This window comes from Halofilum ochraceum, from assembly GCF_001614315.2.
Lineage (GTDB): Bacteria > Pseudomonadota > Gammaproteobacteria > XJ16 > Halofilaceae > Halofilum > Halofilum ochraceum.
In genome coordinates, this window is sequence record NZ_LVEG02000004.1 from 46,508 (window position 1) to 66,055 (window position 19,548).

Annotated in this window: 22 protein-coding genes; 9 read left to right on the plus strand and 13 right to left on the minus strand. The window is 66.7% G+C overall.

The window, feature by feature from the left end; all coding sequences use genetic code 11:
- Window positions 1–77: 77 nt before the first annotated feature.
- Window positions 78–668: an XRE family transcriptional regulator gene (locus A0W70_RS04350; protein WP_067560848.1), complete on the plus strand. Its 591-nt coding sequence runs from the start codon at window positions 78–80 to the stop codon at window positions 666–668.
- 30 nt (window positions 669–698) lie between these two features.
- Here the strand turns inward: A0W70_RS04350 and A0W70_RS04355 are convergent, their stop codons facing one another.
- From A0W70_RS04355 to A0W70_RS04365, 3 genes are all read right to left on the minus strand, one after another.
- Window positions 699–1,466 carry an SDR family NAD(P)-dependent oxidoreductase gene (locus tag A0W70_RS04355; protein ID WP_067560850.1) on the minus strand — a complete coding sequence of 256 codons (768 nt, stop codon included), beginning with the start codon at window positions 1,464–1,466 and terminating at the stop codon, window positions 699–701.
- A gap of 68 nt (window positions 1,467–1,534) precedes the next feature.
- Complete coding sequence (putP, locus tag A0W70_RS04360; protein ID WP_067560852.1) at window positions 1,535–3,037, minus strand: sodium/proline symporter PutP; 1,503 nt, start codon at window positions 3,035–3,037, stop codon at window positions 1,535–1,537.
- Between the two features lie 50 nt (window positions 3,038–3,087).
- Window positions 3,088–3,804: an acetoacetate decarboxylase family protein gene (locus A0W70_RS04365; RefSeq protein ID WP_067560854.1), complete on the minus strand. Its 717-nt coding sequence runs from the start codon at window positions 3,802–3,804 to the stop codon at window positions 3,088–3,090.
- 227 nt (window positions 3,805–4,031) lie between these two features.
- Between A0W70_RS04365 and murI the strand changes: the two genes are divergently transcribed.
- A complete protein-coding gene (gene murI / locus A0W70_RS04370; RefSeq protein WP_067560857.1) occupies window positions 4,032–4,838 on the plus strand; it encodes a glutamate racemase in 807 nt (268 codons plus the stop codon).
- 120 nt (window positions 4,839–4,958) lie between these two features.
- Here murI and tpx read toward each other — a convergent pair whose 3' ends face one another.
- Complete coding sequence (gene tpx, locus A0W70_RS04375; protein ID WP_067561564.1) at window positions 4,959–5,459, minus strand: thiol peroxidase; 501 nt, start codon at window positions 5,457–5,459, stop codon at window positions 4,959–4,961.
- Window positions 5,460–5,596: 137 nt separating this feature from the next.
- Here tpx and A0W70_RS04380 point away from each other — a divergent pair, with 137 nt between their 5' ends.
- Together A0W70_RS04380 and A0W70_RS04385 are read left to right on the plus strand one after the other, a co-directional pair.
- The gene (locus A0W70_RS04380; RefSeq protein ID WP_070988400.1) at window positions 5,597–6,301 is read left to right on the plus strand and encodes a M48 family metallopeptidase; all 705 of its coding nucleotides are present in this window, start codon (window positions 5,597–5,599) and stop codon (window positions 6,299–6,301) included.
- Between the two features lie 92 nt (window positions 6,302–6,393).
- A complete protein-coding gene (locus tag A0W70_RS04385; RefSeq protein WP_067560861.1) occupies window positions 6,394–7,416 on the plus strand; it encodes a hypothetical protein in 1,023 nt (340 codons plus the stop codon).
- Here the strand turns inward: A0W70_RS04385 and A0W70_RS04390 are convergent.
- Window positions 7,364–8,347 carry a serine/threonine protein kinase gene (locus A0W70_RS04390; RefSeq protein ID WP_067560863.1) on the minus strand — a complete coding sequence of 328 codons (984 nt, stop codon included), beginning with the start codon at window positions 8,345–8,347 and terminating at the stop codon, window positions 7,364–7,366. The two genes, A0W70_RS04385 and A0W70_RS04390, sit on opposite strands and share 53 nt — an antisense overlap.
- A gap of 176 nt (window positions 8,348–8,523) precedes the next feature.
- Here A0W70_RS04390 and A0W70_RS04395 point away from each other — a divergent pair, with 176 nt between their 5' ends.
- The 4 genes from A0W70_RS04395 to rraA all read left to right on the plus strand — a co-directional run bounded on the left by A0W70_RS04395 (window position 8,524) and on the right by rraA (window position 11,176).
- Entirely contained in the window at window positions 8,524–9,351 is an 828-nt protein-coding gene (locus A0W70_RS04395) for an ATP-binding protein (RefSeq protein WP_245675824.1), read from the plus strand.
- 19 nt (window positions 9,352–9,370) lie between these two features.
- Window positions 9,371–9,955, plus strand: a complete 585-nt coding sequence (locus A0W70_RS04400) for a DNA-J related domain-containing protein (RefSeq protein ID WP_067560867.1) — start codon at window positions 9,371–9,373, stop codon at window positions 9,953–9,955.
- Window positions 9,956–10,069: 114 nt separating this feature from the next.
- On the plus strand, window positions 10,070–10,483 hold the full coding sequence (locus A0W70_RS04405) for a DUF2721 domain-containing protein (RefSeq protein ID WP_067560869.1): 414 nt from the start codon (window positions 10,070–10,072) through the stop codon (window positions 10,481–10,483).
- 201 nt (window positions 10,484–10,684) lie between these two features.
- Window positions 10,685–11,176: a ribonuclease E activity regulator RraA gene (gene rraA / locus A0W70_RS04410; protein WP_067560872.1), complete on the plus strand. Its 492-nt coding sequence runs from the start codon at window positions 10,685–10,687 to the stop codon at window positions 11,174–11,176.
- A gap of 122 nt (window positions 11,177–11,298) precedes the next feature.
- On the opposite strand, the gene A0W70_RS04415 is transcribed toward rraA, so the two are convergent.
- From A0W70_RS04415 to A0W70_RS04450, 8 genes are all read right to left on the minus strand, one after another.
- Window positions 11,299–12,153, minus strand: a complete 855-nt coding sequence (locus A0W70_RS04415) for a fumarylacetoacetate hydrolase family protein (protein ID WP_067560874.1) — start codon at window positions 12,151–12,153, stop codon at window positions 11,299–11,301.
- 209 nt (window positions 12,154–12,362) lie between these two features.
- Window positions 12,363–13,013, minus strand: coding sequence for a DUF3047 domain-containing protein (locus A0W70_RS04420; RefSeq protein WP_067560876.1), 651 nt, complete (start codon window positions 13,011–13,013; stop codon window positions 12,363–12,365).
- Between the two features lie 4 nt (window positions 13,014–13,017).
- Window positions 13,018–14,358, minus strand: coding sequence for a hypothetical protein (locus A0W70_RS04425; RefSeq protein WP_067560879.1), 1,341 nt, complete (start codon window positions 14,356–14,358; stop codon window positions 13,018–13,020).
- Between the two features lie 139 nt (window positions 14,359–14,497).
- Window positions 14,498–14,749, minus strand: coding sequence for a BolA family protein (locus A0W70_RS04430; RefSeq protein ID WP_067560881.1), 252 nt, complete (start codon window positions 14,747–14,749; stop codon window positions 14,498–14,500).
- A 65-nt stretch (window positions 14,750–14,814) separates the two neighbouring features.
- Window positions 14,815–15,669, minus strand: coding sequence for a hypothetical protein (locus A0W70_RS04435; protein ID WP_067560883.1), 855 nt, complete (start codon window positions 15,667–15,669; stop codon window positions 14,815–14,817).
- Window positions 15,670–15,720: 51 nt separating this feature from the next.
- Entirely contained in the window at window positions 15,721–16,590 is an 870-nt protein-coding gene (gene nadC, locus A0W70_RS04440; RefSeq protein WP_245675806.1) for a carboxylating nicotinate-nucleotide diphosphorylase, read from the minus strand.
- 281 nt (window positions 16,591–16,871) lie between these two features.
- The gene (locus A0W70_RS04445) at window positions 16,872–17,819 is read right to left on the minus strand and encodes a cation diffusion facilitator family transporter (RefSeq protein WP_217495385.1); all 948 of its coding nucleotides are present in this window, start codon (window positions 17,817–17,819) and stop codon (window positions 16,872–16,874) included.
- Window positions 17,820–18,233: 414 nt separating this feature from the next.
- A complete protein-coding gene (locus A0W70_RS04450; protein ID WP_067560887.1) occupies window positions 18,234–18,872 on the minus strand; it encodes a cation efflux transmembrane domain-containing protein in 639 nt (212 codons plus the stop codon).
- Window positions 18,873–18,939: 67 nt separating this feature from the next.
- Here A0W70_RS04450 and A0W70_RS04455 point away from each other — a divergent pair, with 67 nt between their 5' ends.
- Window positions 18,940–19,386, plus strand: coding sequence for a MerR family transcriptional regulator (locus A0W70_RS04455; protein ID WP_067560889.1), 447 nt, complete (start codon window positions 18,940–18,942; stop codon window positions 19,384–19,386).
- Window positions 19,387–19,548 lie beyond the last annotated feature (162 nt).

Genomic DNA, 19,548 nt, shown 5'->3' on the forward strand with positions numbered 1-19,548 from the left:
ATGGAAAGCGATGGGGCGATATTTCGCGCGCGTGTATCATGCCGGTAAGGACACTCGCCTGCGCAATGGAATCCCTGATGGCCGATCCAAATTCGATATACGGGCGAGAGGACGGAACCGAACCCGCGCGGCCCGCCACGTTCTCGCAGCAACTCGCGGAGAGCATTCGTTATTACCGTCACCATCGTGGGCTCTCGCTGTCCGAGCTTTCCCGTCGAGCCGGTGTCGCCAAGGGCACCCTGTCACGGCTCGAGGTCGGCGAGGGCAATCCAACGATCATGACGCTGGCCGCGCTGGCCGGGGAACTGCACGTCACGCCCAGCGACTTTTTCGTGCGTAACGACGGTCAGAGCGGCGAATCACCGCGGCTCGAGGGACCCGGTCTCGGCATGCAGTTCATTGGCAGTATCCGCACCGCGTCGATCTGGGAGCTCTACGAAACGGTGATCCCCTGGACCGATGAGCCGATCTATTCGCCCACCCACGGTGGGACCGAACATCTGCTGCTGCTGGATGGCGCGGCGGAGGTCGGTCCGGTCGAGCGCCCCGTGCATTTGACCGCCGGTTGCCACACGAGCTTCCCCGGTGACGAAGCACATCTGTACTGGTCGAAAGACGGGCTCTCCCGGGCCCTGCTCATCATGGATTATCCCGCCGAAACCGATTGACCCCCGGTCATCGGGACGGCGCATCGGGTGCTAGATCGCGACCCACCCACCGTCCACGTTCAGGGTGTGGCCGGTGACGTAGGAGGCGGCATCGGATGCGAGGAAGACCGTGGCGCCGCCGATCTCCCGCGGCTCACCCACGCGGCCGAGCGGGATCTTCGAACGGGTGAGGCGTTCCATGTAGCCGGGATCCGAGGTGTAGCGCTCGGTCATTTCCGTGAACATATAACCGGGTGCGATCGCATTCGCGCGGATGCCTGCCGGGGCGAGTTCCACTGCCAGGTTGCGCGTCAGCTGGATTACCGCGGCCTTGCTCGCGTCGTAGACGGCCGAGGTCGGACCGTCTACGACCATGCCGCCGATCGACGCGATATTGATGATGCTGCCGCCACGGCCCACGCGCGTCATCAATCCGGCCACGTCACGGCTCATGGCGAACAGGCCGCGCAGGTTGACGGCCATCGTCCGGTCGAAATCCGCGAGTGGGTAATCGATCAGGGGCGCCGGCATCGACACCGCCGCATTGTTGCTCAGGATATCGATGCCGCCGAATTCCCGTTCGCAGTGCTGCACGCAGGCCGCGATCCGCTGTTCGTCGGTGATATCGAGTTCGAGTGTCGTCAGGCGCCGGAAGGGTGCTGCGGTCCGCGCGAGTCGGCGCTTGATCGGTTCGGGATCCAGGTCCGTGGCGACGACATGGGCCCCGGCCTGCATCAGGGCGTCGACCTGGGCGGTGCCCAGACCACCGGCCGCCCCCGTGACGAGCGCGGTACGGCCGGTCAGATCGAACGTCTCCATCGTTTTCTCCCCGGCCACGGCGGTACTCATACCGCCGTGGCCGCGCAGCGGGTCGATCGGTCGGCCGGCTATTCGTGCGCGCTGCCCACGAGGTCGGTGGCCTGTTTCGAGGGCAGCGATGCGCTCGTGATCACGCTCACCACGACGATCGCGACACCGCTCAGGACGAAGGCGGGGACCATTTCGTACAGCCCCATTGGGGTACCGAGCTGGCGCCACAGCACGACCACACCCGCGCCGACGATCATCCCCGCGAGTGCACCGTTGCGCGTAACCCCGCGCCAGTACAGCGACAGCAGCACCAGCGGTCCGAACGCCGCGCCGAAGCCGGCCCATGCATAGGCGACCAGATCGAGCACGCCACCGCCCTGGAGGGCCAGTACGAATGCGACGATCGCCACCGCCACGACCGTAAAGCGGCCGATCCACACGAGGCTGTCGTCCGAGGCGTCCCGTTTCATGAACGCCCGATAGAAATCCTCGGTGAGTGCCGATGAGGCCACGAGCAGCTGCGAATCCGCCGTGGACATGATGGCCGCCAGCACCGCCGCCAGCAGGAAGCCGCCGATCCATGGGTTGATAAGCGCGTCGATGAGTTCCAGAAAGACCGTTTCCGGATCGCCCAGTGGCGCGTCGAAGTACACGATGCCGGCGAGGCCGACCAGCAGCGCCCCCAGCATCGAGGTGATGACCCAGGTCATGCCGATCCGTCGGGCCGATCGAATGTGGGCCGCGGAGCGGATGCCCATGAAACGCGCGAGGATGTGCGGCTGACCGAAGTAGCCGAGCCCCCATGCCATGCTCGAGATGATCGCGATCAGGCCGAAGGCGCCACCGGCTTCCCAGATCCCCGTCTCGGCGTTGAACGACGCCTGTCGTCCGATCGCGAGCAGCGCCGGTTCCTTCGCGGCGATGCCACTGAACAGTGGCGTGAAACCGCCGATGGCCGCGACCGCGACGAGGGGCACGATCACCAGTGCGACGACCATCAGCATGCCCTGCACGACGTCCGTGTAACTGACGGCGAGGAAGCCGCCGATGAACGTGTAGATGACGATCACCCCGACCGACACGGCCATGGCGGTCGTGGCGTCCATCCCGAACACCTTGCCGAACAGCAGCCCGCCGGCCACGAGGCCGGAAGAGACGTAGAGCGTGTAGAACACGAGAATGATGACCGCCGAGAACAGACGCAGCATTCGCGAGCGGTCCTCGAAACGGTATTCGAAGAAGGCCGACAGGGTCAGGGCGTCATCCGCTTTGGCCGTGTATACGCGCAGCCGGCTGGCGACCAGCAGCCAGGACATATAGATGCCGATCGCGAGCCCTACGATCATCCAGATCGCGTCCATGCCCGCCGCGTAGGCCCAGCCGGGTAACCCGAGCAGCAACCAGCCGCTGCTGTCGCTTGCGTGTGCGCTCAATGCGGCGGTCGTACTGTTGAGGCTGCGCCCGCCGAGCACGAAGTCGCCGAGCGTATGCGTGCGGCGATAGACGTACACGCCGATCATGATCATGCCGATGAGATAGATCGCGAAGGTGACCAGGGCCGGTATCGGGATGTTTTCCATCTGGCTTTCCTCTGGTTAGCGGGTATCCGATCTGGATAGAAAAAGCCTCGTTACCGTCCCGGGGCGAGGTCGGCCAGAATCCGGCCGTGGGTCAGGAGAAAATCGCTCACGACAAGCTCAGCGCCGACGATGTGGCGAACGCCAAGCCGGTGAAGCGGATCGTCGGCGTTGCCGTCGAGCCGGAGTTCGGCGTCGCCGGTAAAGCGCGCGCACAGCGAGGGGTTCTGCAGGTCGTTGCGGACGACCTGGTAGTAGTCGAGGCCTTGGCCGTCGGCGCGGGCGAAGAGTTTGATCTGCAGGCGCGGCTGCATGGCGGGTTTTTCGAACTGGCGGTCGGCGGGGGTGAACTGCACGTCGATCAGCGTTTGACCGCGGCGGCTGACATGGCCGCGGACACTGCGATCGTCGGCTTCGTCGAACGAGACGGCGGCGAGTTTCTTCGGATACCCCCAGATCTCGCGTCCGGCGCACAGCGCATCGTCGGTGGTGACGTATTCGAGACTGACGTGCGCACCGTCCGTGCCGTCGTAGCGGACCGGGATCACGAGCCCCGCCTCGTCATAGCTGCCGAGCGCGCCGGCATCCGGTGCCTGCATCACGAATACCTCGCAGACATCCCCCAGCAGCTCGAACTCGGGCGGCAGGAAGGCCTCCAGTGACGCGCGGTCGCAGCGGCAGAACGCACTGAGTTTGCGGATGCCGCGATAGTGATACGGCAGTTCCGGGTAGAGCGGTGCAGTGTGAGGCGTGCTGTACGGCCAGGGCATGTCGCGTCTCCCGCTGGAATGGACTTGTCAATATCGTTCAATAAAATGAACGATTACACAAACCCTGCGAGTAGTCAAAAGAGGAGCGATCGGTGAGGAACCCTCCTGCCGTCCGACTCCCAGAGCGCGCGCACGGCAGGGAACGGACGGGCGGGCCGCCAGGCGGCGCCGGATGAAAACCCGTGCCGGTCCTTGCGGGCGCGCGTCGTTGACGGTCCAATACCCGTATGACGTCTCCCGCTCCAATCGGTGTTTTCGATTCCGGCTTCGGCGGCCTGTCCGTGCTGCGGGCAATCCGCTCGAGGCTGCCTTCGGAGGATCTGATCTACTGCGCCGATCACGCCTGGATGCCCTGGGGCGAGCGCGACCCGGACGTCGTGCGTGCCCGCTGCCGTCATATCGCCGGTGGGCTGATCGATGCGGGCGTGCGCGCCCTGGTCATCGCCTGCAATACGGCGACGGCCGCCGCCGCGGATGATCTGCGGGCTGCGTTCGATCTGCCCGTTATCGGCATGGAGCCGGCCGTCAAGCCGGCAGCGACCGCGACCCGCAGTGGGATCGTGGGGATTCTGGGCACCGGGGGGACGCTCGCGAGTTCGCGCTTCTCGGCCCTGCTGGAACGCTACGGCTCGGGGCTCGAGGTCATCACCCGTCCCGCGCCGGAACTCGTCACCGCGGTCGAACGGGACAATTCAGAGACCAGGCGGGAACTGGTGGTCGCGGCGGTTGAGCCGCTGCTCGCGCGCGGCGCGGACGTGATCGTGCTCGGCTGCACGCATTTCCCGTTTCTGCGTGCCGAGATCGAGGCGGTGGCCGGTCGCGATGTCACCATCATCGACACGGGCACGGCGGTGGCCCGTGAGCTGGAGCGCCGGGTCCAGACTGCAGGATCAAGCGCGCCGCATGATCGCAAGGGGCATGAACGGTTCTGGACAACGGGCGATGTCGAGGCGCTCACGCCGACCCTGCAAAGGCTCTGGGGCAGTGGACGGGTCGAAGCGATGCCGGCGGCGCTCCCGGGACTTGCCGAATGACCGGCCGCGACGCGGCGTGGTCACGCGACCCAACGCCGGCGGGACTCCTACAGGAGTCCTGTCGCCGTTGGGGCCACTCCCGTCGGAAAGGACGTCTTCGCCGAGCGGCTGGACGGACTGTCAGCCGAGCGCCTTCAGCACCGCCTCGTAATCGGGTTCCTCGGAGATCTCCGGTACCAGCTGGGTGTACTGCACGACGTCGTTCTCATCGAGCACCATCACCGCGCGTGCACAGATACCGGCCAGCGGGCCCTCTGTCAGCGCCACGCCATACGCATCACCGAAATCCTGCGAGCGGACGATCGACAGCGTCTCGAGGTTGTCGATGTTCTCGGTCTCGCAGAAACGGTTCTGCGCGAAGGGCAGATCCGCCGAGATCACCAGCACCTGCGTATTGTCGAGGCCGGCCGCCTCCTCGTTGAAGCGTCGCGCCTGGGCGGCGCAGACCGGGGTGTCCAGACTCGGGACGATGTTCAGCACTTTGCGCTTGCCGGCGTAATCGGCCAGCGAGCGCTCGTTGAGCTCGCGGTCGACCAGGCGGAAGTCCGGCGCTTTGCTGCCCTGGGACGGCAGGTCGCCGCTGGTGTGGATCGGGTTGCCCTGTAATGTGACAGTCGCCATCAATGCCTCCGCATGCCGGTGTTCGGGGAAGTGAAACGGGGTCATAAGGAACGCGCAGGGTAGCGCATTGATCCGCTCACGCGAATCGTTTCGGCCGATCCGGTATGATCGAAACCGCGCCAGTTCCGGACCACTGCATGGCCGACGGGGAAATCCAGATCCGCACCTCGCGCCGGGCCCGCCGCCTGCGCATCGACGTGACCGCCCGCCGCGGGGTAGTCGTTGTCGCTCCCGAGGGTACGCCCAGCGAGGTGATCAACCGATTCGTGCTCGACAAGCGCGACTGGATCCGGCGCGCGCGCAATCGGGTGGCTGCCGAGGCCGCCGCCCGGGCGCCCGCGGATACGGCGGCGCTGCCGGATCAGCTGGAACTGCGCGCGCTCGATCGCAGCCTGCCGGTGCAGACCATGGAGGCGGATCGGCAACGGGTCGTCGATGCCGGCGACCACCTGCGGCTGGAGGGGGTCACCGACCCCGCGGACGGCCGGGCGCGGCTGGAGGCGTGGCTCAAGGCCGAGGCCAAACGCGCGCTCGTGCCGCGGCTGGGCGAACTGGCTCAAAGCCACAACCTGCGATTCGAGCGCACCACCGTGCGTGGCCAGCGCACGCGCTGGGCGAGTTGCTCGGGGCGCGGCACCATCAGCCTCAATTTCCGTCTGCTGTTCCTGCCTTGGCGGCTGGTCGAGCACGTCATGCTCCATGAGCTCGCCCACACCCGTCATCTCAACCACTCGCGGCACTTCTGGGCACTGCTGGCCCGACTCGATCCCGAGTGGCGCCGCAACCACGACGAATTGCGCGACGCCCGCCGGTGGGTCCCGGCCTGGGTGGAAATGGACTGAAGGCCGCGACCACGGGCCGGCTTGCGGCGGCACCGCCGCCGGCGTATAGATAGGGGTATCGGCGGCCGCGGGGCGACGGAGCCCGCGCGCACATGATCCGACTCTGCCTCATCGTTCTCGCCTGGCCGCTCGTCGTGGTGGCGCTCGTGAGCGGCTATCAGTGGTATCGGACGGCGTTCCCGGAGCCGCCCGAGGCCCGGTTCTCGGGCACGACGGTCGATTATCCGCGGGCGCGCCGTGTCGGCCGGGAGGCGCTGGAGCAGTTCGAGCAGTTGGCCCCGGCCGAGCAGGAGGCCGTCCTTGTCACGCTCGCACGGACGGTCGTATCGCCGCAGCGCTGGCTGCGCAACCTTCGCCGTGCGAATTATGGCGTCCTCTGCGTCGGCGAGATTCACGAGCCGGATACCCGTGCCTTTCTGGCCGAGTTCTTCTTCAGCCGCTACCCGACCGATCGGCTCCTGCTCGAGGTGCGCCCGCCCGAGCTGCGGCGCATCCACCAGCAAGTGGCGAAGGGCCGGGAATATACCCCGCTGCTGGACGCCGATATCGGCGCCGTTATCCGCCAGGCGCGCAGCGCCAATCCGGATGTCCGCATCCACGGGATCGAGGAGACGCGCGAACAGTACCGGGCGCGCCAGAGCGCGGAGGGTTCGCGCGACCGATCGCTGGCACGGAACTTCTGGCGCCATTTCCGCCCGGGGGAGAATCACGTCGTACTCTACGGCGCGCTCCACTGTGCCGACGAGCCGGGGTGGCTGTATGGGCATCTGCGAGCCCAGGCCGGCGAGCGGCAGGCGGTGTCGATGCGCAACATCCAGGTGCTGGGGGAATATCAGTTTGAGCCGCTGGCGGCGTTCCTCTACTTCCTCGACCACATCGGCATCGCGCCCGGTCATTTCGTGATCGAGGACACGGCACGCCTGCACCCACTTCTCGGGGACTGGTTCGGGCTGCTCAACCAGCACGTACTGAGCCGTTATGACGCGCTGGTCGTTTTCCACGAAAGCCCACCAGAATCAGGCGGCACCATCGCGGTCGAGCAACGCAATGAAGCGGGTAGCGCTACGGCTGCCACGCGATCGGCGGTTCATCGAGTGCGCCAAGCTGTTCCCTGAGCGTCAGTACGTGATCTTCCCACCAGCGCGGCTGCAGCAGCCAGGGGAACGCCTGGCGGAAAGCCGGCTCGTTCGCGCGCGTCGCGATCCAGCCGGCGTAGTGGATCAGGCGCAGCGTGCGCAGCGGCTCGATGAGCGACAGCTCCATCGGGTCGAAATCGCGGAATGACGTGTAGCCGCTGAGCAGGGCTCCCAGCGCGGCTTCGCGCTCCTCGCGCTCGCCGGGGAGGAACATCCAAAGGTCCTGGACTGCCGGCCCCATGCGGGCGTCATCGAGATCGACGATCGCCGCGGCATCGTCGCGCCAGATGACATTGCCGGGGTGGAAATCGCCGTGCAGGCGCAGCGGCGTAAACGGGATCTGTTCCAGCGTCGTCTCGATGCGCGCCAGCAGATCATCGACCAGCGTGCCGTAGGCGTCCTGCAGAAATGCCGGCAGCAGATCGCCGTCCAGCACCGCCCGGCTGGGCCGGCGTCCGAAATGCTCCACGTCGATCCGGGGCCGCTCGAAGAAACGGCCGGTCGCGCTCACGTTGTGCAGCCGCCCAAGCAGACGGCCGATCACCCGGTGGGCCGCCGGGTCGTCGAGGGGCGGGGCATGGCCGCCGTAGCGCGGGAACAGCGTGAAGCGGAAGCCGGCGTGGCGGTGAAGCGTCACGCCATCACGCGCGAGCGGTGCGATCACGGGGAGATCGTGATCGGCGCATTCGCCGGCGAACGCGTGTTCCTCCGCGATCTGCTCATCCGACCAGCGCCCGTGGCGGTAGAACTTGGCGATCACCGGCGTATCGTCCTCGAGCCCGACCTGATACACCCGATTCTCGAAGCTGTTCAGCTGCAGCAGGCGGCCGTCGCAGACGAAACCGAGCGACTCGACCGCGTCGAGGACCACACTGGGGCCGAGATCGGCAAACGTGGGTGTCGCGGTCATCGAGGACTCCGGAGTACGGTGCCGGCGGGCGTGAACCACCCGGGCACGGCCGCCAATCCTGGCATCGTTGGGGTACGGATGACAGCACGGCTACACTGATGCCGCACACAGGGAGACGCCAAGTGATCTTCAACAGCGACCGCCTGAACCGCATCCTCGACCGGGCCGACGAACTCATGGGCCGGATCGAGCGCGCCCTGCCGCCGCCGCCCCCGCCGGCGACCCCGAAAGGTGACGCCGTCGCGTGGCGCTGGCGCCGCATCGGCCAGCGCGGCGGTGGGTTTCAGCCGGTCCGCAATCCGGCGACGGTTCGGCTCGACGATCTCCGCGGGATCGACGACCAGAAGGCCGAACTGGACCGCAATACACGCCAGTTCATGCGCGGCCTGCCGAGCAACAATGCGCTCCTGTGGGGCGCCCGGGGCACCGGCAAGTCGTCCGTCGTCAAGGCGTTGCTTCGCGAGTACCAGCGCGATGGGCTGCGCATGATCCAGGTCGATGCCACCGATCTCGTCGACCTGCCCGATATCGTCGAACCGCTCGTCGACCGGAAAGAGCGCTTCATCGTGTTCGCCGATGATCTCGCGTTCGACGCCGACGACGCCGGCTATCGTGCCCTCAAGGCGATACTCGAAGGCTCCGTCGCCGGCGCGCCGGATAACGTCATCGTCTACGCCACCTCCAATCGGCGCCATCTCATGCCCGAGTTCATGGAAGACAATCGTGACACCCGCGCGGTCGACGGCGAGATCCATCCCGGCGAGGCGATCGAGGAAAAGGTCTCCCTGTCCGAGCGCTTCGGTCTCTGGCTCTCGTTCCACCCGTTTCGCCAGGACGACTACCTGGACATCGTCGAGGCCTGGCTGCAGCGCCTTGATCCCGAGTTGCCGTTTGACGACGACGCGCGTCAGGCCGCCCTGCAGTGGGCGCTGGCCCGCGGATCCCGAAGCGGCCGCGTGGCGCGTCAGTTCGCGCTCGACTGGGCCGGCCGGGCGCGCCTGTAAAAGGCGCCCTGCAACGGCTATGGGAGCGATCAACGCCGATACCCTGGAACCGCTGGTCGAGCGGATTCTGCTGGATCACCCCGAAGGGCTCGACGAACAGGCCTGCCTGCAGCGCCTGCGCGCGCATCCGGACAGTGGATTCGAAGCGCAACGCCAGATCAGCGGGCTCGGTCTGTTCCGCAGTCATTTCCTGTTGTTTCATGTCCTCTATCGACTGCGCGACCGCCTGCGTCAGAGCGGCACCGGCGGTATCGAGATCGATCCGATGTGTATTCGCCGTCGCGGCTATGTGCCGGGCGAATCCGCCGTGAGTTCGCACGACAGCCTGCGCGCTTACTATCTCGATCTGAATAACCTCGAGAACATGGATGCCGCCGACGTGGCCCGCATGCTGAAGGGCTTCGATGCCCGGCTGCGCCGCCGCGAGCACCGCGCGCATGCGCTGGCGACACTGGAGCTCACCGAACCGTTCGACGAGGCGAGCGTCCGTCGCCAATACCGGCGCCTCGCCATGCGCCATCATCCCGACCGGGGCGGTGATGCCGAACGCCTGCAGGCGATCAATCGGGCGTTCCGGACCTTACTGCCGCGCGCCTCGGATTAACGCTGCCGAGCCTGTCGCGAAGCACAAGGCATTCGTCCGCTTGCCGTATAATACTTACGCTGAGTCGGGCGACCGGCCCGATCTCCCTGCAGCTGCATGATGGTTCCGTAACCGATGGATCTGACACTCGCCACACCCTCGCTGCTGTTCCCGGCGATCTCCCTGTTGCTGCTGGCCTACACCAATCGATTCCTCGGCCTGGCGTCATTGATCCGGGAGCTGCACGCGAAATATGTAGAACGCCCGGATCGGGTCATCTGGCGCCAGATCGCCAACCTCCGGCGGCGCGTGTTGCTCATCCGGAACATGCAGGTGGCCGGAGCGGCGAGTCTGCTGTTGTGCGTGCTGTGCATGTTCCTGCTTTTTGGTGGCCTGCTGACGGCTGCGCAGTACACGTTCGGCGCGAGTCTCGTGTTGATGATGCTGTCGCTGGCCCTGTCGATCCAGGAGATCCGGATCTCGGTGCAGGCGCTGCACCTGGAACTGAGCGATATGGCCGGAGATCACGATGATGATCGCGATGACTGAACCGCGCGCGCCCCGGCTGAATGAAGGAGCGATGCGCCCTGATATCTGGATTACGGATACGCCGGAAGGAAATCCCTGATTGCAGGGTTACGTAGGTCGGGCTTACAGCCCGACACTCGCAAGCCCCTGATCTATCCGACTGAAAGGCCGGTTGGTCGAATCCCGACAATCGCAAGCCCCTGAAGCCTGAATGGAGGCCACATGACCGATACGATCTCGACCCCCGATCTCTGCGACGCATACCCCGATCTGGTGCGCGTGCTGGAGCCGATGCTGGCGAACTTCGGTGGCATCGATGCCTTCGGCGGGGCGGCGGTGACCGTGAAGTGTTTCGAGGACAACTCGGTCGTCAAGGAACTCGTCGCCTCGCCCGGTGAGGGGCGCGTGATCGTCGTGGACGGCGGGGGTTCGATGCGCCGCGCGCTGCTGGGCGATCAGGTGGCGGCGCAGGCGGCGAAAAACGGCTGGGCCGGCCTGGTGATTTTCGGTTGTGTGCGTGACGTGGACGAACTGGCCGAGACCGAACTGGGTATCCAGGCGATCGGCTCGGTACCGGTGAAAACCGAGAAGCGCGGTATCGGCGATCGCGATGTGCCGGTGACGTTCGGGGGCGTGACGGTGAGGCCCGGTGACTGGGTTTATGCGGATAACAATGGCGTGATCGTGGCCGATCGGGAGCTTGTGCCTGAGTGAGGACGTGATCGATCCTCGGGGCGGTTCGCGAGCAAGCTCGCTCCTACAGGGGGGATGATCGTGTTGCGCGGCGCCCGGATGGAGTGAAACGCAATCCGGGGAATGATGGTTATTCCCGGATCCTATTCACTGATCGTGTTGCGCAGTGCGCCGAGCCCTTCGATGTGACATTCGACGACGTCGCCGGTGTGCAGATACTCCGGCGGTGTCCGTGCGAAGCCGACGCCGGCCGGCGTCCCGGTGGCGATGATGTCGCCGGGCAGCAGGGTCATGACGGTCGACAGTTCCTCGATGATGCGCGGGATGTCGAAGATCAGGTTCCGCGTGCTGGAGTCCTGCTTCACGTCGCCATTGACGGTACTGCTGATCGCGAGCGCGTGCGGATCGGGGACCGCGTCGGCGGTGGTGATCCAGGGCCCCATCGGGCAGCTCGCGTCCATGCTCTTGCCGAGGAAGAACTGTTTGTGGTGCTTCTGGCGTTCGCGCGCCGATAGATCGTTCACGATCGTGTAGCCGAACACGTGTTGCATCGCCTCGCTCCGGGCGATGAAGCGACCGCCGCGACCGATGACGAAGGCCAGCTCGACCTCCCAGTCGAGCCGGCGGGTCACGCGTGAATCCACGGGGATGTCCGCGTAAGGGCCGGTTACCGTCGTCGTGGCCTTCGTGAATACGACCGGTGACCGGGGCAACTCGACCTGGTCGGGCGTCGTACCCTGCGACTCGGCCGCGTGGTCCGCATAGTTCAGACCGAGGCACATGACGTTGCGCCGCGGTTCCGGGATCGGGGCGCGCAGTTCGCAGTCCGCCAGTGGAATGTGCTCCCAGTCCGCCGTGTCCGGCAGATCGCCGCCCGCTTCGATCAGGGCACGCAGGCTGGCCGGCGCAGCGCCATCCCCAGGCGCGAGGTACACCGTCGATCCGTCAACGACACCCCAGCGCTCCGATTGTCCCACCCGCATACTTGCGAACTGCATGACGCCTCCAGTTGTTGTTCCCCGCATCGTAGCCCGGATGAAGTGAAACGGAATCCGGGAAACGTCTGCACGGCATCGCCCGGAATCGTGTTCGAACAAGCCCCCGGATTCCGTTCCACTCCATCCGGGCTACTGCGCTATGCCATTGGATCGCGAATCCGGCTCAGAATCGACCGGAGTCCCTGAAATGGACTCCGGGGATCGCCCGTTTACTCGTCCGGCAACAAACGGATCCTGCCGTACCGGGCCACCGAACGACTGTCCGTATTGTCGCTGTCGGTCATGATCGCGATGCCGTGGATCGTCCCGGGCGCTTCGCCAAACGCCGCCTGCCAGTCCTCACGCAGATCGCGCCGGTAGGTGACCCACTCGCCGCGGCGTTCATCGCCCCGTTCGACCGAGATCATGTGCGCCCGCCCGGTGAAGGCATTGGGCCATTGGGTGCCGGGCGCGAGTTCGCGTGACCAGACGTAGTTCAGCGCGCGTGCACTGAGTTTGCCGAAGAATCCTTCCTGGACCACGTAGATGCGGGCGCCGTAGTCATCGCCGGCTTTCTCGCGTTCACTGGCCTCGCCCTGCGGCAGCTCATCGACCCGCCAGCTCCATTCCAGCCAGGGCGTCTCGCTGACGTCGATCTCGATCTCGTGGTACAGCGCCGTGGCGCCATCCTCCGCGACGGCCTCCACCGCCGGCCGATCGTCCTCGGCCAGGCGATACGTGACCGCCCCGTCGAACTCGCGCTGCGGCCAATCCGCGATCTCCGCGGGCGTGAACTCGAGCCGGTCCGGTGCCTCGTCCGCGAACGCGGCGGGCAGGGCGGTCAGCGCCAGGATGGCGAGCGGCAGAATGCGCGGGAACATGGCTTTATTCCGGTTCCAGCAGGCGTTCCAGCAGCCGCGGGTCGTCGAAATGGCGGCGCCCGACGAAGGCGATGGCATGCGTTCCCCACTGACGCATCGCGCCAGCGCTGGGGACGCCGAAAGGCCAGAAGAAGAAGCGTTCCAGGCGCGCGCTGGACGGGATCAGGCCATCCGGCGCGAACGCGCTGGCGTTACCACCGTCCGGGCGGGACAGGGACCGAAGTTGCCCGAAGGGCAGCGGTGCGAGTGCCGTGATGTCACCGGCCGGGCGCTCGACCGATTCGAGTCCCGCGAGGTAATGCGTGGCGCTGTCCGCCCGCACCACCAGCCGCTCGTCCGCGGAATAGTCCGGTGCACGTACGGGGCTTGCGACCGGCTCGGCGTCACCGGGCATATCGGCGACGCGCCAGCCATCGGTCGGGAACAGCGTGTAGTAACAGCCGCAGGGGTGGATGCTGTCGTAGGCCAGCGGTTCGCCGTCCGGCCCGAGCGTGACGCGCCAGATCAGGCCGTCGAGATGGCCGCCGTACATATCGATGGCGCCTTCCTTCGGCCGTTCCGGGAACCAGATCATGTAGTTGAGCTGCAGCAGCACCTCGTCGCCGAAACGGGTCCATGACAGGCGCCGGTATTCAGCCGGTCGGTTGGTATCGGCGGCCGGGCGCTCGCCGTCGGTGAGCCGCAGTGCGCCGGGGTGATCGGAGTCGCTGGTCGTGGAGATCTCCCACACGGGGGCATGCGCATCGAACAGCCGAGCGGCCTCCGAGCGCGTCGGAGCGGGAATGCCGAGTGCATCGCGCTCGACTGCGCGCGCCGTTTCCACGGCGTCGCGACGGCCTTCGCTGTCGACCGCGTAGCGCCGGACGGGCTCATCGGCCGGTTCGCCGAACACCGCGTCACGCTCTGCCTGGTAATCGACGATCTGCGGTCGCGCGACCAGCCGGGCGATGGGATAGAAGCCGACGACGCGCTGCCAGGTGATGTATTCATCGGGCGCGACCGCCGCCTCGCGGAGGCGCTCCCGCGCCGCCTCTCCCGCGAACGTGTCGCGATTCAGGTGTTCCCGGCAGGCGGCCAGTCCGGATTCGAGACCGGTGGGCAGGCCGGCCTCCGCCGCTGCCGGTGCCCATGTATCGGTCAGTCCTTCCCTGCGCGCCTGCGGCAGGTTCGCGAGTTCGTGCCGGCGGGCATCCGCGGCGGTCTCCCCGAGCCGCCCGAGCCAGGCTTCGAATCGCCGATCGGAATCGGTCTCGTCGGCGAAGGAGGCGAGCGGCCGGGTCACGCGCAGCCAGGGGAAGCCCTCGATGCGTTTCGCGCCCGCGTCTTCCACGTCCGCGCCGGCCACGGCCGCATCCACACGCGCGATCTGCGCACGGCACAGGCCGACGCGGTCGGCCGGATCTTCCGGGAGCGGTGCGGTGGTGGCGCAACCGCCGAGCAGTAGCAGCGCGAGCGCCGTGGCGCCCGCGCGGCCGCAACGGCGCTCAGAGTTCGCCGCCGGCCTGGCTCCACTCGCTGGGCGTGTAGGCACGGATGGATACGGCATGGACTTCGCCCGATTTGATCTGATCGTCCAGCGCCGCATAGACCAGGCGGTGCTTCGCGAGGATGCTCTTGCCTTCGAAGGCGTCGCTGATGACCGTCGCCTCGAACTTGCCGCCACCTCCCTCGACCTTCGCTTTGGCGTCCGGGATATAGGCTTCGATCAGGCGGGCGTACTCTTCGGTCTGCGACATGGGGCCTCCGTCGGTTGCGTGCGGCCGATTATAGCCCCCTGGCGGGGTCGGACCGAAGCCGTGACCTACAGACTGCGCAACTCGACGTGCTCGATGCCGACGTATTCCTCGATCACCGGCATCAATTCATGAATGCGCTGCTGAACGCGATCGGCGAGGAGCAGGGTGCGGTCGATGCCCTCGGTCCAGCCGTAGATCGAATGAGTCAGCTGGTCGGGCGTGCGCACGTTCTGCTGGATGTCGTTCAGCAGCTTGCGGAACTCGGATGGCGTCGGCTGCACGCCGAGCTCGCGAAACAGCGCGCCGAGGTGCTCCATCAGCTCGTCCGCTTCCGGGCCGAGACCGAAGTCGGCGGACTCGTAATCGCTCTCGCCGACCGATGCCTTCGGCACCCATGCGCTGAAGCTCGCCTTCTGCAGCGAGTGGTAGAGCGACTCCTCGGAGATCAGCAGGACCAGCAGATTCTGCGGATTGGCGCTGAACGTGGCATCGCGGAAATGCCATTCGGCCGCGGTCAGGAACTCGTACAGGCGGATATGTTCGCGGAAGTCCGCCGCCTGCAGCTGGTCCAGGATGAGGATCGTCTTCTCGCCCTCGGAATACGCGCAGGCGTCGCTCATCACGCGCTCGAACGCCGGGATGGGTGGCTCTTCCCGCCCGTCCTCATCCTTCGACGGCGGCGGGATCACCTTCGGCGGCGGCTCGTTCTGCTGGGTGAAGTCGTGGTACACGCGCTGCGGATAATCCAGCGCCGAGGCCAGCGCGGAGGCGAAGGCCGTCTTGCGGCGCCCGGAGTCGCCCTCGACATTCAGGGCCGGCACCTGCTCGGTCGGCTGCGACAGCACGCAGCGCAGGTGATACCCGTAGTCGATATTCGACTCGAAGCCGAAATCCGCCATCCGTTCGCGCAGCGTCGCCATGGTCTCTCCAGCGTTCACGCGGACCCCAGTGTACCGTCCGGCTCCCGCGTGTCAGGCGCCGCCCGTCGGCGCGTTGCCCCCGGACACCCCGTCACCGGCGAACCGCATGGACAGATCCAGCGCCGCGATATCCTTGGTCAGCGCCCCGATCGAGATACAGTCGACGCCGGTTTCGGCGACCGCGCGGACGTTCGCCAGCGTGATGCCGCCGGACGCCTCCAGCCACGCGCGCCCCGCGTTGTCGCTGACGGCGGTGCGCAGATCATCGAGGGAGAAGTTGTCGAGCAGGAGGCGGTCGGCGCCGGCCGCGAGCGCCTCGCGGACCTGGTCGAGCGTTTCCACCTCGACCGTCAGCGGGGCCTCGGGATGCTCCGCGCGCAGCGCCTGCACGGCGGCCGTGATGCCGCCGGCGGCGTGCAGGTGGTTCTCCTTGAGCATCGCCGCGTCGTACAGGCCCATCCGGTGGTTCGCGCCGCCGCCGCAGGCGACCGCGTACTTCTGCGCCTGGCGCAGCCCCGGCAGTGTCTTGCGGGTATCAAGGATGGCCGTATCGGTGCCCGCGACGGCGTCGACATAGGCGCGGGTCGCCGTCGCGACGCCGGACAGCAGCTGCAGGAAATTCAGCGCGCTGCGCTCGGCCGTGAACAGCGCCCGCGCCGGCCCCTCCAGCGAGCACAGCGCCGTCTCCGCCGCGACCGAGGCGCCCTCGTCGACATGCCATTCGATCGTTACCCGTGGATCGACCGAATGGAACACCCCGTCGAACCACGGCCGCCCGCAGACCACGCCGGGTGCCCGCGCGATTACCCGCGCGCGCTCGATGCGGTCGGCGGGGATCGCCGCGGCGCTGAGGTCGCCGCCGCCCACGTCTTCCGCAAGGGCGCGGGCGATGTCGTCATCCACACTGGCGGGTTGCCGCAAGACTGCTTCCTCCGTTTCGGGCACGCGATTGGACGTCATGGCCGCCGGCGTTGCAAGCGTACAGCCCACAGACATGCGCGCCGCCGGTGGAATCCTGACAGCCGTGTCGGACTGAAGTCCGACCTACGGTGTATCAAAGCGCTTCTGGAGCCGTAGGTCGGGCTTAAGCCCGACACCGCCGCAGCACAAGAATCCCGTCTTGCATACCGATCCACAGGATTCCCCAGCCCGTTCAACCGACCGTCATCAACCGCCCACCACCACAAAGCCACGCACCCAGGTCACCCCTTCGCCGGCCCTTCATCGAGCTCGCTGCCGCCGCGACCCGCATCACGGTCCTGGTGATCCACACACCCCTCGCCATACTCGATCTGCAGCGTGACGTGTTCCACCCCGAAGCGCTCCAGCAGCACGGCCTTGATCCGCGCGACCAGCGCATCGTGCGCCACCGCGCCATCCGCACGGGCGTGCAGACTCATCATCGGCCGCTCGCCGGACAGGCTCCAGGCATGGATGTGGTGGACGTCGATCAGCCCCTCGACCGCGGTCGGCAGCACCCGCTCGATCTCATGCGGATCCACCCCCGGCGGCGCACCTTCAAGCAGAACATGGGTGGCCTCGCGCAGCACGAACCAGGCGGCGCGCAGCACCAGCAACGCCACCAGCAGCGACAGAATCGGATCGATCGGCGTCCAGCCGGTCACCAGGATCACGCCGGCCGCGAGAATCGCGCCCACCGAACCGAGCAGATCCCCGAGCACATGCACCGCCGCACCGCGCATATTGAGGTTATCCCGCGAGCCACCGTGCAACAGTGCGAAGGCAACGATATTCACTAGCAGACCGACGACCGCGATCGCCAGCATCGTCCCGCCCATCACCGGCGTCGGTTCCAGCAACCGGCCAATGGCCTCGAACGCGATCCAGCCGACGATAAGGAGCAGCGCGAGCCCGTTCACGAACGCAGCGAGTACCGGGAATCGGTGATACCCGAACGTCCGTTTCCGGTCAGCCGGCCGATCCGTAATCCGGAACGCCAGCCACGCCAGCAGCAGCGAGGCCGTATCCGTGAGCATGTGCGCCGCATCCGCGATCAGCGCCAACGACCCGGCCAGCCACCCCCCGACCGCCTCGACCACCATGAACCCGCCCGTCAGCAGCAACGCCGCCAGCAACCGCCGCCGGTTGTCCGGAAGCGCGTCGTGATCGTGATGGTCGTGGTGATGCATGGCTGCTCCCATTATCGCCGGAAACGGGGTCTTTTGATTCCGGTGCGTGTGGCCGCATTCACGCAGTTATTGGTTCTCGCCAAGGCGCGGAGGGCGCCAAGGGGCGCGAAGAGGGAAGAGAGCGTTGCCGCCCGTACCGGCCACATGGACGTAGGCCGGCTTGCGACCGGAGGGAGCCAGCCGGCAACCGCGTTCAATCTATTCCAACGGCGGATGCATTGTTCCCGGCTCAGATCCTCGCCCGTCGCGCGCCGAATCGGGCCGGCTTGCGCGCGTTGAACCCACTCGGCAGGCCGTCACGCGACGAGCGTGCCGGCTGGCTCCCTCCGGTCGCAAGCCAGCCTACTTCTCCCTTTGCGCTCCTTGGCGCCCTCCGCGCCTTGGCGAGAACCGATTGGCAAGCGTCTACTCAGCCTACCGCACCGAAACTTCCGCAACGGCCGGTTCCTCCCGCAATTCCGCCCGCGCCTGCCGGATGATCCCGGTCGAAGATGAAAGAAACAGCGACGCCATAGCGGCGGCGACGACCAGATCCGGCCAAGCGGAACTGGTAACCGCCACCAGACCCGCGGCCGCGATCACCGCGACGTTACCGATTGCGTCATTCCGGCTACAAAGCCACACCGAACGAACGTTGGCGTCGCCATGGCGATACCGCATCAGCAGAAGCGCGCTGACCGCGTTGGTGGCCAGCGCCAGCAGCCCGACCGTGCTCATCACCAGCGGGCTCGGGTCGCCGACAAAAAACACGCGCCATACGGCACTGCCCAGGATCCACGCCGCCAGCAGGGCCAGCGAGGCGCCCTTGATCAGCGCGGCGGTCGCCCGGACCCGCAGCGCCGAACCGAGCACCGCCAGGCTCAGCCCGTACGTGAGCCCATCGCCGAGGAAATCGAGCGCGTCCGCCTGCAGCGCAAGCGATTGCCCCTTCAGCCCCGCGAACATCTCCACGACGAACATGCCGAGATTGAGCCCGATCACGGTCCACAGCACACGCCGGTACGCCGGCGTGGTGTTATCCATCGCGGGTTGGTCGTTACAGCAGCCGGCCATCGCGGGTTGTCTCCTCAATGCGTTGAGCACATTCTGTTCCCTACAGTCCCTGTAGGTTCAAGCCGCCATGTCCGAAGCGTATCCACTCACGATCGGCCAGCTCGCGAAACAGGCCGGCGTCCACGTCCAGACCCTGCGCTACTACGAGAACGAGGGCCTGCTGGTGCCCGGCGCCCGCACCGAGGGCGGCCAGCGGCGCTACTCGCAGGCCGATTGCCAGCGCCTGCATTTCATCCGCCATGCCCGCGAGTTCGGGTTCGCGATCGACCAGATCCGCGAACTCATCGACCTCGCCGCCCAGCGCAACCGCTCCTGCGCCGAGATCGATGCCATCGCCCGCCGCCACCGCGAGGACGTGCGCCGCCGTATCCGCCTGCTGCGCGAACTCGAGACCGAACTCGACCGCATGGTCGACGAATGCTCCGGCGGGCGCGTCACCGACTGCCGCGTCCTCGAAGTCCTCGGCGACCACGAGTTGTGTCGCAGTGATCATGGCCACGCTGCCGCGGATTGATCGCGCGCATTCCCGCGACTGCACGCAAAGTGAGTACGCGCGCGGACAGGTAAACCGCGCCACGATTGAAACAGTGGTTTGTTGACATTGACATATAGACAGGAGAAGCTTCGACACTGCGATATCGATCCAGGGCATTAGCCCTCGGTCTCATGGAAAGAG